Source organism: Nocardioides sp., from assembly GCF_044226765.1.
Taxonomy (GTDB): domain Bacteria; phylum Actinomycetota; class Actinomycetes; order Propionibacteriales; family Nocardioidaceae; genus Nocardioides.
This window is the reverse complement of the sequence record NZ_JBGAGJ010000005.1, coordinates 243,692-259,862: the sequence shown is the minus strand read 5'-3', so window position 1 is coordinate 259,862 and position 16,171 is coordinate 243,692. Positions and strand designations below refer to the sequence as shown.

Sequence of the window (16,171 nt, the reverse complement as noted above, 5' to 3'; positions counted from 1 at the left end):
CACGTTTCCCCTGACGACCTCGAGGGGCGAGCCCACTTCCGATGCACAGGGGACAGCCCCGCCCCGGCTGTCCACAGCCTCGTCCGGCCGAGGGGTCGGGGGCACCGATCCGGGCCACAACCTCACCATGCTCGAACTCGACTCCATCGACCCGCGTGACCCCCGGGTGATCATGCGCCACGAACTCATGGCGGCCGGCTACGACGGTCGTCTCATCGCTCGCCTGTGCCGGTCCGGCCTGCTGCACCGCGTCCGGCACGGCGCCTACACCGACGGCGCGGTCTGGACGATGTTGGACGGCTGCGAGCGGCGCCGGCTCACGGCCCGGGCGGCGCTCCGCAGCGCCCGGTCACCCGTCATGCTCACCGGACCGAGCGCGGCCGACGAGCTCGGCGCACCGGTCTGGGACATGGGGGACGAGACCCACTTCGCCCGCCTCGACGGACGCGCCGGTCGACGGGAGGCCGGGATCGTGCAGCACCGGACCCGGGTCCTGGTCGGCGACCTGACCATCCGCAACGGCCTACCGGTCGCGAGCGGCACCAGGACAGCCGTCGACATGCTCACCCTCACGGACCCCGAGCATGCGCTGGTCACGATCAACGGCCTGCTCCACACGGGAGAGACGACCCTCGACCTGATCGGGCAACGTGTCGAGGGAATGGCGATGAACCCGCACACGCTGAACGCCCCGATCGTGCTGGGCCTGGCAGAGCCTCGGTGCGAGTCCGCTGGCGAGACACGCGCGATGTTCCTGCTCTGGCGCCACCACCTGCCGCGCCCCCAGGTTCAGCTGGTGATCGTCGATGCCCGCGGGCGGGTCGTCGCTCGGGTCGACTTCGCCTGGCCCGAGCTCGGCGTCTTCCTCGAGTTCGACGGGCTCGAGAAGTACCACCGCTTCCGACGCGAGGGCGAGTCGATCGCGGAGATGGTGCTCCGGGAGAAGCGGCGGGAGGAGCTGATCTGCGGCTTGACCGGTTGGCGCTGCATCCGCATGACCTGGGCCGACCTGCAGCGTCCGGCCCGGACCGCCGCCCGGATCGCCTCCACCCTCGCCGGCCAGGCGTGGGCCGCCTGAGCGGCCGGGTCGTCAGGGGAAATGTGCAGGACACGCCGGGCGCTCCCGGCGTGTCCTGCACATTTCACCGGCCGACCGGCGAAACGAACGACGTCAGACGGCATCGCCGACCTGCACCCGGGCCTCGTCCGCCTCCTGGTCGGTGGCCATCAGCTGGGACTGGCGCTCGGCCTCGACCCGGCGCAGGTAGTGGTCGACCTCCTCGGCGGTGCGGGCGGCGTCCCAGCCGAGCTCGTCGGCGACGAGGGTGGCGACGGCGGGGGCGGCGGTGACGCCGCGGTCGAAGGTCTCGATCGAGATGCGGGTACGGCGGGTGAGCACGTCGTCGAGGTGGCGCGCGCCCTCGTGGGTGACCGCGTAGACGATCTCCGCGCCCAGGTGGTCGGCGGCGCCATCCACCGGCTCGCCCAGCTCCGGCCGCGCCTCGACCAGCGCGAGCAGGTCGTCGATGCGGCCGCCGTACCGCTCCAGCAGGTGGTCGATGCGCGCGATGTTGAGCCCCGACCGCCGGGCCAGCAGCACCCGCTGGTTCTGGCGCGTCTCGTAGTCGGTGGCCCCGAGCAGCGGGACCCGGTCGGTGATGGAGGGGCGCACGGTGAGACCCAGCTGCGACAGCGAGTCCGCGGCGGCGTCGACGGCGTCGCGGCCCATCACGCGGTACGTCGTCAGCTTGCCGCCCGCGATCAGCACCAGGCCCGGCACCGGCATGGCGACGGTGTGCTCGCGGGAGATCCGCGAGGTCGGCTCCGACTCGCCGGACAGCAGCGGCCGCAGCCCGGCGTACACGCCCTCGACGTCGTCGTGGTCCAGCGGCTCGCGCAGGATGGAGTTGACGTGGCCGAGCAGGTAGTCGATGTCCGAGCGGGAGGCCGCGGGGTGTGCCTTGTCGAGGTCCCAGGGGGTGTCGGTGGTGCCGATGATCCAGTGCCGGCCCCACGGGATGACGAACAGGACCGACTTCTCCGTGCGCATGATGAACCCGGCCTCGGAACGGATCCGGTCACGGGGCACGACGAGGTGGATGCCCTTGGACGCCTGCACGTGGAGGGCGCCGTGGCCACCGAGGAGGTCCTGGATCTCGTCGGTCCAGACGCCGGCGGCGTTGACGACCACCTTGGCGCGGATCTCGAGCTCGGCCGAGCCCGGCGCCTCCAGGTCCCGCGCGCGTACGCCGACGACGCGCTCGCCCTCGCGGAGGAAGCCGGTCACCTTCACCCGGGTGGCGACCTGGGCCCCGTGGGCGGCCGCGGTGCGGGCGATGGTGAGGACCAGGCGGGCGTCGTCGACCTGGCAGTCCCAGTACTGGATGGCGCCGGCGAGGGCGTCGGGGTCGAAGTCCGGGGCGATCCGGGAGACGCCCTTGCGGGTCAGGTGCCGGTGGTGGGGCAGGCCCATCCGGTGCTTGCCGACCATGGCCATGCCGTCGTAGAGCGTCAGGCCGGCGCCGATGTAGGGCCGCTCCCACACCCGGTGGGTCAGCGGGTAGAGGAACGACACGGGCCGGACCAGGTGCGGGGCGAGCCGGGTCAGGAGCAGGCCGCGCTCCTGCAGGGCCTCGCGGACCAGCGCGAAGTCCATCATCTCCAGGTAGCGCAGCCCGCCGTGCACGAGCTTGCTGCTGCGGCTCGACGTGCCACTGGCCAGGTCGCGCTGCTCGACCAGACCGGTGCTGAGGCCGCGGGTGACGGCGTCGAGCGCGATGCCGGTGCCGACGATGCCGCCGCCCACGACCAGCAGGTCGAGCTCGGGCTGGGTGGAGTCGGACATCGCGGCGATCGCACGCTCCCGAGCCTGCGGGCTGAGTGCACTGGGGTCCTCGGCACGGCGCTGGGTCATGGACCCAGTGTGTCAGGGGCCGGTCGCCGGAAACCCCGGGCGAAGGACCCGAAAGTGCCGTTGACTGGTCCCATGCGCAGGTGGGTCGTCGTCGGAGCCTTCCTGCTCGCGCTCGCCGCGGCCGGCTGCGACGACCAGGGGCCGGCCGACATCGGCCAGGACCCCCAGGGGGCGCCATCGACGCCCGCGCCCGGCCCGACCGACCCGGTGACGACGGACAGCCCCACGACCAGTCCGACCGGTCCGCGCACGGTCAGCATCGTGATGAGCGGCGACCTGCTGTGGCACAACACGGTCTGGTTCAGCGCCGCCGAGGACGCCCACCGCGCCGGCACCGGAGCGCCGTACGACTGGGACCCGATGTTCGCCTGGCTCAAGCCGACCATCGAGGACGCCGACCTCGCGATCTGCCACGAGGAGGTCCCGTTCGCGGCGCGGGGCCAGGAGCCCGAGTCCTACCCGGTCTTCGCGGCGCCCCGCTCGATCGGGCCCTGGATCGCGAGCATGGGCTGGGACGCGTGCACGACGGCGTCCAACCACAGCTGGGACCAGGGCTTCGAGGGCGTCGAGACGACCGCCGACCTGCTGGACCGCAACGGGGTCGCCCACGTCGGCACCTTCCGCAGCGCCGCCGAGCGGGACCAGCCGGTCATCATCACCACCGCCGAGGGCGTGAAGGTCGGGCTCGTGGCCGGCACCTTCGGGCTCAACGGGTTCGTCGTCCCGCCGGAGCAGGACTTCGCCGTCTCGATGTGGGACGCCACCAACCTCCTGGACCAGGCGCGGGCCGCGCGGGAGGCGGGGGCCGACGTGGTCGTCGTCCACGTGCACTGGGGCATCGAGTACGACCACAGCCCCGACGCCGCGCAGGTCGAGCTCGCCCGGCAGCTGACCGCCTCGCCGGACGTCGACCTGGTGCTGGGCGAGCACGCCCACGTGGTGCAGCCGATCACCAAGGTCAACGGCAAGTGGGTCGTCTACGGGATGGGCAACGCGGTCGCGCAGAACGAGGTCTCGATCCCGTCGAGCTACGAGGGCATCACGGTGCACTTCGACCTGGCCGAGCAGCCGGACGGCGGCTGGCGGGTCGACCGCGCGTCCTACCTGCCGACCCAGTGGAACCACTACGTGCCGGGCGACCCGATCCGCATCACCCGGGCCACCGGCTCGCACCTCGCGTCGATCCGCGCCGCCGTCGACGGAGTCGGCCACAACGCGGGCCTGCAGGAGGACTGACCCGGGCGGCACCAGGCAGGCCTACCCGACCACGACCTCCACGCGCTGGAACTCCTTGAGCTCGGTGTAGCCCGTCGTGGCCAGCGACCGGCGCAGGGCGCCGATCAGGTTCATGGTGCCGTCGGCGACGCGCGAGGGCCCGAACAGGATCTCCTCGGTCGTGCCGACCGTCTCGAAGCGCACCCGCTCGCCTCGCGGCAGCTCCCGGTGATGGGCCTCGGAGCCCCAGTGCAGCCCGCGGCCGGGCGCGTCGGTCGCGCGGGCGAACGGCGACCCCACCATCACGGCGTCGGCGCCGCAGGCGATCGCCTTGGCGATGTCTCCGGACTTGCCGATCGAGCCGTCGGCGATGACGTGGACGTAGCGGCCGCCGGACTCGTCGAGGTAGTCACGCCGCGCGGCGGCGACGTCGGCGACCGCGCTCGCCATCGGCACCGCGACGCCGAGCACGGTGCGCGTCGTGTGGGCCGCTCCCCCGCCGAAGCCGACCAGGACGCCGGCAGCACCGGTGCGCATCAGGTGCAGGGCCGCCTGGTGGGTGGCACAGCCGCCGACGATCACCGGCACGTCGAGCTCGTAGATGAACTCCTTGAGGTTGAGCGGCTCGGACTGGGAGGAGACGTGCTCGGCGGAGACCGTGGTGCCACGGATGACGAACATGTCGACGCCCGCGTCCACCACGGTCTTGGCGAACTCCTTGGTCCGCTGCGGGGAGAGCGACCCGGCGACGGTGACACCCGCCTCCCTGATCTCGCGCAGGCGCTCGCTGATCAGCTCGGCCTTCACCGGCCCGCGGTAGATCTCCTGCAGCCGACGGGTCGCGTCGTCACCGTGCAGGCCGGAGACCTCCTCCAGCAGCGGGTCCGGGTCGTCGTACCGGGTCCAGAGGCCCTCGAGGTTGAGCACCCCGAGGCCGCCGTACCGCCCCAGCGCGATCGCCGTGGTCGGCGACATCACCGAGTCCATCGGCGCCGCGAGCACCGGGATGTCGAAGCGGTAGGCGTCGATCTGCCAGGCGGTGCTGACCTCCTCCGGGTCGCGGGTGCGCCGCGAGGGCACGATGGCGATGTCGTCGAAGGAGTACGCGCGCCGTGCCCGCTTGGCACGCCCGATCTCGATGTCCGTCACCGGCCCAGCCTACCGAGGCGGCTCGGCCGCGCGTCCCGGGCAACCGAACCGGACTGCCACCGCGTCGGGCTGGGTATGGAAGCCATGACCGGCGGACGGCCGGCCACGTTCTCGGGAGGGTCGTTGTCGGGGGGCCAGGCGGTCGACTTCGACGACTTCGTCGCGGCGCGCTCGACCGGGCTGCTGCGCACGGCGTACCTCCTCACCCGCGACCACGCGCTGGCCGAGGACCTGCTGCAGACCGCCATCACGAAGGCCTGGTTCGCGTGGTCGCGGATCGAGGGCGAGCCCGAGCCGTACGTCCGCAGGGTCCTCGTCAACACGTTCGCCTCGTGGTGGCGACGGAAGTGGAACGGCGAGCAGGCGTGGGCCGAGCCACCCGAGCCCGAGCCGTCGCCGGACGGGGGTGCGGACGCCGCGGTCGACCGGCGCCACGACCTGTGGGTCGCCATGGGACGGCTCCCGCGCCGGCAGCGCGCCGTGGTCGTGCTGCGGTTCGTCGAGGACCTCAGCGAGGCGGAGACGGCCCGGCTGCTCGGCATCTCGCCCGGCACCGTGAAGAGCCAGACCAGCAAGGCGCTCGCGAAGCTGCGGATCGACCCCGCGCTCGCGCACCAGGAGGAGGAGCGATGAACACCCTCGACGACCTGCGCACGGTGCTCGGCGACCGTGCGGACGACCTCCGCGACGACGACCGCTACCTGCGCCCGGCCGCCGTCCGGGAGCGGATCCGCGTCGCCCGCCGGCGCCGCACGGCGACCGCCGCGGTCGTCGCGGCCGCCGCGGTCGCGGTGACCGCGATCGGGGTCGGCACCCTGCGCGGCGGCGACGCCGTCGAGCCGGCGAGCCGGGTGGTGGGCGTGGACGTGCCGTCCCGGGTCTCGGTCTACGGGTTCCCGTACGCCGTGTCGCGCACCCTCGACTTCCCCGCGGGCCGGCCCCGGCTGCTGCTGAGCGACACCGCGGACGACCGTGCGGTCTCGCTGGTCGCGCGCGGCCTCGGCCGCGGCTCCGCCACGCTGTACGCCGACGGCGAGCCCGTCGCCCGGGCCTTCGGTGACCAGGACGTGGAGGTGCCCGTCCCGACCGCCGCGACGCGGTTCCGGGTGCGGTTCGACCGGGCCCCGGCGTCCGCGCGGGCCGGGGTGGCCGTCTACGACTGGACCGGCGAGCTGGCCGACGGGGTCGCGGACGCGGGCGGGAAGGCGGTGTTCCGCCGGGCCATGGGGGCCGACCGGCTGCTCGCCGGCGCCTTCTCCGAGCCCGGCAGCTCCACGGTGAGCGTGCCGTTCACCGGAGCCTTCGACGGCGTGCGGTTCTCGGAGTACTGCACCACCGACCAGAAGGGTCTCTGGCTCAACGTCGAGGTCGACCACCAGGGCCCGATCAGCGGTCCCTGCCGCGAGGACGGGCGGGACCCCGGATCGGCGAGCGCGACCTTCCTCGGCCACCGGGTGCGCGACCGCGTGGTCCGGGCCTACGTGACACGCGGGGCCGAGGGCCCCGTGGTCCGCTCCGCCTCGACGGTGGTCGGCGTCGCGGTCTACACCACGCCGTCGGCGCCGCGGGTGCTGGGGATGCGGGTCGCACCGAGCGTCGAGTACGGCGGGCGCACCTGGGTCCTGGACTCCGTGGAGACCGCCCCCCTGACGCTCGACACCCGTGAGGACGTCGTCATCGGGCTGGTCGCAAGGGGCGCCGCGGTGCACGCCGACTGGCACGGCCGGCTCGTCAGCGGGACGTCGGCACGGCTCGGCGCCACCTCGGGCCCGGCCTCCACGCTCGCGACCGAGCTGCTCGCCGGCGACCGCTACCGGATCGACGTCCGCGGCGGACAGGGCCGCCTGCTGGTCTACCGCCCGGAGTAGTTCGGCGCCTCGACGGTCATCTGCACCCCGTGCGGGTGGCTCTCCTGCAGCGAGGCCTGGGTGATCCGCACGAAGCGGCCCTTCTCCTGCAGCTCGGGGACGGTCCGCGCGCCGACGTAGAACATCGACTGGTTCAGGCCGCCGATCAGCTGGTGCGCCACCGCGGAGAGCGGGCCGCGGTAGGCGACCTGGCCCTCGATGCCCTCCGGGACGATCTTGTCGTCGCTCTCGACCTCGGCCTGGAAGTAGCGGTCCTTGGAGTAGGACTTCTTGCCCCGGCTCGACATCGCGCCGAGCGAGCCCATGCCCCGGTAGGACTTGAACTGCTTGCCGTTGACGAAGACCAGGTCGCCCGGCGACTCCTCGCACCCGGCGAGCAGCGAGCCGATCATGACGCTGTCCGCGCCCGCCACCAGGGCCTTCGCGATCTCACCGGAGTGCTTGAGCCCGCCGTCGGCGATGACCGGCACGCCTGCGGCCTTGCACGCGAGCGCGGCCTCGTAGACCGCGGTCACCTGCGGCACGCCGACGCCGGTGACGACGCGGGTGGTGCAGATCGAGCCCGGTCCGACACCGACCTTGACGGCGTCGGCGCCGGCGTCGACGAACGCCTGGGCGCCGTCCTTGGTCGCGACGTTGCCACCGACCACCTGCACGTGACGGGTGGCGGGGTCGGACTTGAGCCGCTGCACCATGTCGAGCAGCATCCGCACGTTGCCGTGGGCGGTGTCCGCGACGAGCACGTCGACCCCGGCCTCGATCAGCGTGCCGGCGCGCTGCCAGGCGTCGCCGAAGTAGCCGATCGCCGCGCCGACGAGCAGCCGGCCGGCGTCGTCGTACGACGCGTTGGGGAACTGCTCGCCCTTGACGAAGTCCTTGACGGTGATCAGGCCGGTCAGGTGGCCCTGGTCGTCGATGAGCGGCAGCCGCTCGCGCTTGTGCTTGCGCAGCAGCAGCGTGGCGTCCTCGCGGCTGATGTCGGACGGTCCGGTGATGAGCGGCATCGGCGTCATCACCTCGTCGACCTTGGTCGTCGCCCACTCCGCGACCGGCGTGAAGCGCAGGTCGCGGTTGGTGATCATGCCGAGCAGCCGGTGGTCGGTGTCGACGACCGGGAAGCCCGAGATGCGGTACTCCCCCGCGAGCTGGTCGAGCTGCTCGAGGGTCGCGTCCGGGCCGATGGTGACGGGATTGGAGATGATGCCGGTCTGGGTCCGCTTCACCAGGTCGACCTGGTAGGCCTGGTCGTCGATCGAGAGGTTGCGGTGCAGCACGCCGAGGCCGCCCTGGCGGGCCATGGCGATCGCCATCCGCGACTCGGTGACGGTGTCCATCGCGGCGCTCACCAGCGGCACGTTGAGGCTGATCTCGCGCGTCAGCCGCGTGGTCAGGTCGATGTCCGTGGGCGCCAGGTCGGAGTGACCGGGCAGCAGGAGGACGTCGTCGTAGGTCAGGCCCAGGGTGGCGAACTTCTCGGGAACCTCCACCCCCACAGCCTACCGGCGTGCGGGGCTCAGGCCCGCAGCGGCTTGAGGTCGCGCACCGGGATCCGCACCGTCAGCGTGTCCGCCGCCATCCGGATCCGTCCGCGGAGCCCGGCGGCCATGACCATCGGCAGCACCGCCTGGTTGTCCGACCGGGTGGTGAGCACGATGTCGGTGGCACCCAGCCCGCTGGCCAGCCGGGCGGCGTCGACGAGGAGCCGGGTCCCGATCCCGCGGCGCTGCCAGCCGGTCTCCACGCGCAGGACCACCTCGCGCACGCCGCCGTCGAGGGTCTCGGGCCGGACCTCGGCCACCCCGACGGTGACCTCGTCGACGGTGGCGGTGACCGTGAGGCCGTCCGCCGCGTACTGCGGGCTCGCTCCCCCGCCGACCCGGCGGCCGGTCCCCGGCGCGACGACACCGCGGCCGCGCTCGAGGACGTCGGAGACCAGGTCGGCCATCGCCGCACCGCGCGCGTGCTCGGTCGCGGTGAACGGCGCCGTGCGCCGCACCTGGACCTGCACGTCGCCCACGACCATGTCCATCACGTCCTGCTCGGGCGCGTCCGGGTCCGGCGCCGGCTCGGACTCGGCGTCGAAGAGGTGCGCCACGACCTCCGGGAAGGACATCGGCTGGGACAGGATGGCGCGGGCGGCCTGCACGTAGCGGGTGGGCTGGTCGGTCAGGGCCGCCTCGGTGCACGGTGCCGCGCTGACCGAGTGGCCGCCGGACCGCTCCAGGAAGTCGGCGATCTCGGGCTCGTGCCAGTCGTCGGGCGTGCGGAGCACGAGTTCGTCGGTCACGGACTCGACGCCCGGGAAGATCTGCAGCCCGAGGATGTTCACCCCCGCTGCGCCGCAGGACTGGGCGAGCGACGCCAGCGCGCCGGGGCGGTCGGGCAGGGTGGTGCGCACTCTCCAGAGCATGGCGCCAGGGTGCGTGGCCGAGGTTGCCGACGCGCTTCCGCCGTGTTTCGGCGGGGTGACGTTGTCGTGGTCGGCCGGTGGGCGGCTGGTGGGCGGCCGGCCGCCGGCTGGCCGCTGGCTGAGGGCTGCCGCCACCGTTTCATCAGGGGATGCAGGTGAGCCCGCACTTCCCATGGTGGGCACACCACGGGAAGTGCGGGTTCACCGACAGACCGTGATGAAACGGCGAACTCACGGTCGGTGCACCGAGCGCGCCGCGCGGCCACGCGGACGTGGCCGGGACGGCACGAGGCCCCGTCCGTGCGGACGGGGCCTCGTGGGTGGACCGGGTGGAGCGTGGCTCAGTGACCGTGCCCGTGGCCGTGGCCGGCGGGAGCGGGCTCCTCCTCCTCGGGCTTGTCGACGACCAGCGTCTCGGTCGTCAGCAGCATGCCGGCGATCGAGGTGGCGTTGACCAGCGCGGAGCGGGTCACCTTGACCGGGTCGAGCACGCCCTGGGCGACCAGGTCGCCGTACTCCTCGGTGGCGGCGTTGTAGCCGTTGCCGACGCCGAGCTCGCGGACCTTGGTCGTGACGACGTAGCCGTTCTGGCCGCCGTTCTCGGCGATCCAGCGCAGCGGCTCGTCGACCGACTTGCGGACGATCTTGACGCCCAGCGCCTCGTCGCCGGTGAGGCCGAGGTCGTCGGAGAGCACCGACGCCGCGTGGACCAGCGCCGAGCCGCCACCGGGGACGATGCCCTCCTCGATCGCGGCACGGGTCGCCGACACGGCGTCCTCGATGCGGTGCTTCTTCTCCTTCAGCTCCACCTCGGTGGCGGCGCCGACCTTGATCACACACACGCCGCCGGCCAGCTTCGCGAGGCGCTCCTGGAGCTTCTCGCGGTCCCAGTCGGAGTCGGTCGACTCGATCTCGGCCTTGATCTGGTTGACGCGGCCCTCGACCTCGGCGGCGTCGCCGGCGCCGTCGACGATCGTGGTGTTGTCCTTGGTGACGACGACGCGGCGGGCCTGGCCGAGCACCTCGAGACCGACCTGGTCGAGCTTGAGGCCGACCTCGGGGGCGACGACCTGACCACCGGTCAGGGTCGCGATGTCCTGCATCATCGCCTTGCGGCGGTCGCCGAAGGCCGGGCTCTTCACCGCGACCGCGTTGAACGTGCCGCGGATCTTGTTGACCACCAGCGTCGAGAGCGCCTCGCCGTCGACGTCCTCGGCGAGGATGAACAGCGGCTTGCCGGACTGGATGACCTTCTCCAGCAGCGGGAGCAGCTCGGCGACGGCCGAGATCTTGCCCTGGTGCAGCAGGATGTAGGGGTCGTCGAGGACGGCCTCCATGCGCTCGGCGTCGGAGACGAAGTACGCCGAGATGTAGCCCTTGTCGAACTGCATGCCCTCGGTGAACTCGAGCTCGGTGCCCATCGAGTTCGACTCCTCGACGGTGATCACGCCGTCCTTGCCGACCTTGTCGAAGGCCTGCGAGAGCAGGTCGCCGATCACGCTGTCGCGGCTGGAGATCGTGGCGACCGACGCCATGTCCTCCACCGACTCGACCTCGCGGGCGGCCTCCTTGAGCGCGTCGCCCACGGCCTCCGCCGCGGCGTCCATGCCCCGCTTGAGGCCCATCGGGTTGGCGCCGGCGGCGACCGCGCGCAGCCCCTCGTGGACCATCGCCTGCGCGAGGACGGTCGCAGTCGTCGTACCGTCGCCGGCGACGTCGTTGGTCTTGGTCGCGACCTCCTTGGTGAGCTGCGCACCGAGGTTCTCGAACGGGTCGTCGAGCTCGACCTCACGCGCGACGGTCACGCCGTCGTTGGTGATGGTCGGCGCGCCCCACTTCTTGTCGAGGACGACGTAGCGGCCCTTGGGGCCCAGCGTCACCTTGACGGCGTTGGCGAGCGCGTCGACGCCGCGCTCGAGGGCACGGCGGGCGCTCTCGTCGAACTCCAGGATCTTGGGCATTTCTCTCCTACGTCAGGAAACTGAACCGGGTCGTGTGCCTGCGCACGCGCCATGGCGCGTCGTCAGGCACACGACCCGGGATGGATCAGGAAACGACAGCCAGGACGTCGCGCGCCGAGAGGATGAGGTACTCCTCGCCGGCGTACTTGACCTCGGTGCCGCCGTACTTGCTGTAGATGACCTTGTCGCCGACGCTCACGTCGAGCGGGACGCGGTTGCCGTTGTCGTCGATCCGACCGGGACCGATCGCCAGGACCTCGCCCTCCTGGGGCTTCTCCTTGGCCGTGTCCGGGATGACCAGGCCCGAGGCCGTGGTCTGCTCGGCGTCGAGCGGCTTGACGACGATGCGGTCCTCGAGGGGCTTGATGTTGACCGACACTACTGATCAACCTCCACTTTCTGGCACTTCGTGAATGAGTTGGGTGGTGCACGTCTGGTGCTTGCGGATGGGGTACGCCGTCGCGGGGGTCGCACCCTGGACGCAAGCGCTGGCACACTCACGGGGAGAGTGCCAGATCAGAAACTAGCACTCTGACCAACAGAGTGCCAGGGAACCCCCCGTGCGGCAGGATCCGACCGTGGACCTCGACGCGTTCCGGTGGCTCCTGACCGATCCCGGCCAGGCGCTCCTCGCCGCCGCGGTGGACGAGGTGGGCACCGGTGGACGGGACGAGCTCGCGGCCCAGGCCCGGCTCCGCCGGGGCGCGACGGCCGAGCACGTGGCCGCCGCGCTCACCCAGGCCACCCTGCGGGTGCGGGCCCGCGACAAGCTCGGCGACCTGGCCGACCGGATGTACTTCACCCCCGACGGGCTCGAGCAGGCCACCCGGCTGCGGGTCGCGGAGCACCGTGCCGGCCGGCTCGTCGCCGCGTCCACCCGGACGGTCGTCGACCTCGGCTGCGGCATCGGCGGGGACCTGGTCGCCGCCGCCCGCGCCGGCCTGGTCGCGGCCGGGGTCGACCTCGACCCCGTGCGGGTCGCGGTCGCGGAGGCGAACCTCGCAGCGCTCGGGCTGCCGGGCGCGGTGGCGGTGGCGGACGCCACGACGGTCGACACGACACCGTTCGACGTCGCGTTCGCCGACCCCGCCCGGCGCACCGCGCGCGGACGGGTCTTCGACGTGGACGGGTGGACCCCACCGTGGGCGTTCGTCGAGGCCCTGCTGACGCGCGACTCGTGCGTGAAGGTCGCCCCGGGCATCCCGCACGACCTGGTGCCCGCCGGGGTCGAGGCGGAGTGGGTGAGCGACCACGGCGACGTCAAGGAGGCGGCGCTGTGGTCGGGGCGGCTCGCGACGACGGCGCGCCGGGCCACCGTCATCGGCGACGGCGGGCTGGCCACGCTCACCGACGAGGACGACCCCGGCGCGCCGGTGCGCGACCTGGGCGGCTTCCTCTACGAGCCCGACGGGGCGGTGATCCGCGCCGGGCTGGTGACCGCCGTCGCTGCCGGGGTGGGCGGTGGGCTGCTCGACGAGCACATCGCCTACGTCACCTCCGACCAGGCCTTCCGCACGCCGTTCGCGCGGGCGTACGCCGTCCTCGAGGAGCTGCCCTACCGCGAGAAGGCGCTGCGGGCGGCCCTGCGCGAGCGCGGCGTCGGCCGGCTGACGATCAAGAAGCGCGGCGTCGACGTCGTCCCCGAGCAGCTGCGCAAGCGGCTGGACCTGCACGGGGAGCAGGAGGCGACCATCGTGCTGACCCGGGTGGCCGGGCACGGCACCGCGCTGCTGGTGCGGCCGATCTGAGCACCGCCTGGACCGAGCTCGCTCGGGCCAGGAGCCCGGTGCCAGGTCGAGTGCCCGCGCGAGCGAGGCACGAGCTCGCGACCGGGCGCACCGAGACCTGACCACGCTGGGGCCGGGCTCGCTCGGGCGAGGAGCCCGGTGTGCGCCACGCCCGCCCCAGGGGCACCACCGGTCAGGGAGTTCATGTCGGGGGTTGCAACCCCCGACAACGTCAGGTTTCCCCGGCTGACCGGGGATTCATCCACTCCCCACGACAGCACGACGCCCGGGAGCGTGTGGTGCTCCCGGGCGAGGTGCGTGGTGACGCGGGTGACGCGGTCCGTCAGGCGGTCAGCGGCGCTGCGCCGGTGACCTCGGCGGTCGCCTCCTTCTCGGCCCGGCGGGCGTGCCGCAGGCCCAGACCCCACAGGGCCAGCAGGAGGACGGCGCCGACCCAGGAGACGATCGCGGCGATGCCGGCGATGGTCCCGATGGTGGCGAACGCGTAGCCGTAGAGGAGCAGGCCGCGCAGGGTGTTGCCCATGAACAGTGTCTGACGCAGCCCGGCGAGCGCCTGGCCTTCCTCGGACGCCTGCTGCTCGGGGGTCATGGTGATGAACTCGCCACTGACCTCCTCGTACGTGCGGCCGTCGGGGGCCGCGTCGGTCTTGCTGGCCTCGTTCATGTGGACCAGGATGTAGTGGTTCGCGAACGCCTTGGCCTCGGGGCCGGTGTCCAGCGCGCTGCCGGCGTAGGGCTTGAGGGCGTCGGCGTCGGCCTGGGGCAGGCCGGCAAGGGCGTCACCCTCGGGCATGGTGATGCCCTGCATGGTGAGCTGCTCGTCGACCTGGTTGCCGATGAAGCTGTGGGCCCACCACAACAGGCCACCGGCCACGAGGAGGACGACGGCCATCAGGAGGCCGGTCCAGGAGATGAACTTGTCGAATGCCGAGCGCATGGTGCGCCTCCTCTTGCTGGCGGGAACTCCGTCGTTCCCGCTCCGTGCCACCACGCTAAGGACGAAGTCCCGGCTCAACTCAGGGCCGGATGTCCACTCCCGCAAGGCGCAAGGTCCCGAGTTGTTCGACTTTCCACTAGTTCGACGGACCCGTCGCCCGCGCCCGCTCGGCACCGATCGTGGTGTCGGCGCCGTGCCCGGTGTGCACGACCGTCTCGTCCGGCAGCGCGAACAGGCGTTCGCGGATGGACGCGACGATCAGGTCGGCGTCGGAGTAGGAGCGCCCGGTCGCGCCGGGGCCACCCTCGAAGAGGGTGTCGCCCGTGAACACGCAGCCCAGGTCGGGCGCGTGCAGGCACACGGCCCCGGGGGCGTGCCCGGGTGTGTGCAGGACCTCCAGCGTCGTGCCGCCGACCTCGATGCGTACGCCGTCGGCCAGGTCGAGGTCCCACAAGTAGCCGTCCGCGGCGTCGGGCCCGCCGTGGGTCAGCTCCCAGAGCGGCCGGTCGTCGGGGTGCAGCATGATCGGCGCGCCCTGCCCGTCGTTGACCCGCTCCCGCAGCTCGGGCGCCACCCGCACGTGGTCGTCATGGGCGTGGGTGCACACGATCGCCTTGACCCGGCGGTCGCCGACGACCGCGAGGATCCCGTCCACGTCGTGCGGGGCGTCGATGACGACGCACTCGTCGTCGTCGCCGACCACCCACACGTTGTTGTCGACGTCGAAGGTCTGTCCGTCGAGACTGAAGGTCCCGCTCGTCACGCCGTGGTCGACCCGGGCGGCACCGGCCATCAGAGGACCACGACCGAGCGCAGCACGCCGCCGTGGTGCATCTTCTCGAACGCCGCCTCAACGTCGCCGATGCCGATCTCCTCGGTCACGAAGGCGTCCAGGTCGAGCCGGCCCTGCCGGTAGAGGTCCACCAGCATCGGGAAGTCCCGGCTGGGCAGGCAGTCCCCGTACCAGCTCGACTTCAGGGAGCCGCCCCGACCGAACACGTCGATCAGCGGGATGTCGGGCACCGTCATGTCCGGGGTGGGGACGCCGACCAGCACCACGGTGCCGGCGAGGTCTCGGGCGTAGAACGCCTGCTTCCAGGTCTCCGGTCGCCCCACGGCCTCGATGACGACGTCGGCCCCGAACCCCCCGGTGAGCTCCTGGATGGCGGCCACGGGGTCGGTGACGGACGAGTCGACGGTGTGAGTGGCGCCCATCCGCTTCGCCGCCTCCAGCTTCCCCGCGTCGATGTCGACCGCGATGATCGGGCTCGCGCCCGCGAGGGCCGAGCCGGCCACCGCCGCCACGCCGACGCCTCCGCAACCGATGACGGCGACGGACCGGCCTCGGGTCACCGCACCGGTGTTGATCGCCGCACCGATGCCGGCCATCACGCCACAGCCCAGCAGGCCCACCGCCGCCGGCCGCGCCGACGGGTCGACCTTGGTGCACTGCCCCGCGGCGACCAGCGTCTTCTCCGCGAACGCCCCGATCCCCAACGCCGGCGACAGCTCGGTCCCGGCATCCGGCCCGTCCGCCAGCGTCATCCGCTGGGTCGCGTTGTGGGTGGCGAAGCAGTACCACGGCTCGCCGCGCTCGCAGGCCCGACAGGTCCCGCAGACCGCCCGCCAGTTGAGGACCACGAAGTCACCGGGCACCACCGAGGTGACGCCGGGGCCGACCGCCTCGACCACGCCCGCGGCCTCGTGGCCGAGCAGGAACGGGAAGTCGTCGTTGATGCCGCCCTCGCGGTAGTGCAGGTCGGTGTGGCACACCCCGCACGCCTGCACCTTCACCACCGCCTCACCCGGGCCGGGGTCGGGCACGTTGATCGTCGTCAGCTCGACCGGCTGACCCTTCCCCCGGGCGACCACGCCCTTCACCTGCTGCATGGCTCCACCCAAGCGGATCACGGGAGAATTGCAACCACCTCGGGCGAGTTCGCGTCTGGGGGGTGTGACGACGGACCAG

14 protein-coding genes are annotated in these 16,171 nt (G+C 72.5%); 5 read left to right on the top strand and 9 right to left on the bottom strand.

Going from position 1 to position 16,171, the window contains the following annotated elements:
• Positions 1-127 precede the first annotated feature (127 nt).
• Entirely contained in the window at positions 128-1,078 is a 951-nt protein-coding gene (locus ACILRH_RS13340; RefSeq protein WP_395694023.1) for a hypothetical protein, read from the top strand.
• A gap of 93 nt (positions 1,079-1,171) precedes the next feature.
• On the opposite strand, the gene ACILRH_RS13335 is transcribed toward ACILRH_RS13340, so the two are convergent.
• Complete coding sequence (locus ACILRH_RS13335) at positions 1,172-2,914, bottom strand: glycerol-3-phosphate dehydrogenase/oxidase (RefSeq protein WP_395694021.1); 1,743 nt, start codon at positions 2,912-2,914, stop codon at positions 1,172-1,174.
• A gap of 72 nt (positions 2,915-2,986) precedes the next feature.
• Here ACILRH_RS13335 and ACILRH_RS13330 point away from each other — a divergent pair, with 72 nt between their 5' ends.
• A complete protein-coding gene (locus tag ACILRH_RS13330) occupies positions 2,987-4,150 on the top strand; it encodes a CapA family protein (RefSeq protein WP_395694019.1) in 1,164 nt (387 codons plus the stop codon).
• Between the two features lie 21 nt (positions 4,151-4,171).
• On the opposite strand, the gene ACILRH_RS13325 is transcribed toward ACILRH_RS13330, so the two are convergent.
• A complete protein-coding gene (locus ACILRH_RS13325) occupies positions 4,172-5,278 on the bottom strand; it encodes a GuaB3 family IMP dehydrogenase-related protein (protein ID WP_395694018.1) in 1,107 nt (368 codons plus the stop codon).
• Between the two features lie 84 nt (positions 5,279-5,362).
• On the opposite strand from ACILRH_RS13325, the gene ACILRH_RS13320 reads away from it, so the two are divergent.
• A complete protein-coding gene (locus tag ACILRH_RS13320; protein WP_395694016.1) occupies positions 5,363-5,911 on the top strand; it encodes a SigE family RNA polymerase sigma factor in 549 nt (182 codons plus the stop codon).
• On the top strand, positions 5,908-7,146 hold the full coding sequence (locus ACILRH_RS13315) for a hypothetical protein (protein ID WP_395694014.1): 1,239 nt from the start codon (positions 5,908-5,910) through the stop codon (positions 7,144-7,146). Before ACILRH_RS13320 ends, ACILRH_RS13315 begins: the two co-directional genes overlap by 4 nt.
• Here the strand turns inward: ACILRH_RS13315 and guaB are convergent.
• The 4 genes from guaB to groES all read right to left on the bottom strand — a co-directional run bounded on the left by guaB (position 7,131) and on the right by groES (position 11,896).
• On the bottom strand, positions 7,131-8,633 hold the full coding sequence (gene guaB / locus ACILRH_RS13310) for an IMP dehydrogenase (RefSeq protein WP_395694012.1): 1,503 nt from the start codon (positions 8,631-8,633) through the stop codon (positions 7,131-7,133). The genes ACILRH_RS13315 and guaB overlap by 16 nt on opposite strands.
• A gap of 26 nt (positions 8,634-8,659) precedes the next feature.
• Positions 8,660-9,556 (bottom strand): GNAT family N-acetyltransferase, encoded by an 897-nt coding sequence (locus tag ACILRH_RS13305; RefSeq protein WP_395694010.1) that lies wholly within the window; start codon positions 9,554-9,556, stop codon positions 8,660-8,662.
• Positions 9,557-9,897: 341 nt separating this feature from the next.
• Positions 9,898-11,517, bottom strand: coding sequence for a chaperonin GroEL (gene groL, locus ACILRH_RS13300; RefSeq protein WP_395694008.1), 1,620 nt, complete (start codon positions 11,515-11,517; stop codon positions 9,898-9,900).
• 85 nt (positions 11,518-11,602) lie between these two features.
• Entirely contained in the window at positions 11,603-11,896 is a 294-nt protein-coding gene (groES, locus tag ACILRH_RS13295) for a co-chaperone GroES (RefSeq protein WP_183592203.1), read from the bottom strand.
• Positions 11,897-12,095: 199 nt separating this feature from the next.
• Between groES and ACILRH_RS13290 the strand changes: the two genes are divergently transcribed.
• Positions 12,096-13,265, top strand: coding sequence for a THUMP-like domain-containing protein (locus ACILRH_RS13290; protein WP_395694006.1), 1,170 nt, complete (start codon positions 12,096-12,098; stop codon positions 13,263-13,265).
• A gap of 322 nt (positions 13,266-13,587) precedes the next feature.
• Here ACILRH_RS13290 and ACILRH_RS13285 read toward each other — a convergent pair whose 3' ends face one another.
• The 3 genes from ACILRH_RS13285 to ACILRH_RS13275 form a co-directional block, all read right to left on the bottom strand.
• Positions 13,588-14,202 (bottom strand): hypothetical protein, encoded by a 615-nt coding sequence (locus tag ACILRH_RS13285; RefSeq protein WP_395694005.1) that lies wholly within the window; start codon positions 14,200-14,202, stop codon positions 13,588-13,590.
• A gap of 136 nt (positions 14,203-14,338) precedes the next feature.
• Positions 14,339-14,995, bottom strand: a complete 657-nt coding sequence (locus ACILRH_RS13280; protein WP_395694003.1) for an MBL fold metallo-hydrolase — start codon at positions 14,993-14,995, stop codon at positions 14,339-14,341.
• Positions 14,995-16,092, bottom strand: coding sequence for an S-(hydroxymethyl)mycothiol dehydrogenase (locus ACILRH_RS13275; protein WP_395694001.1), 1,098 nt, complete (start codon positions 16,090-16,092; stop codon positions 14,995-14,997). Before ACILRH_RS13275 ends, ACILRH_RS13280 begins: the two co-directional genes overlap by 1 nt.
• Between the last annotated feature and the right edge of the window lie 79 nt (positions 16,093-16,171).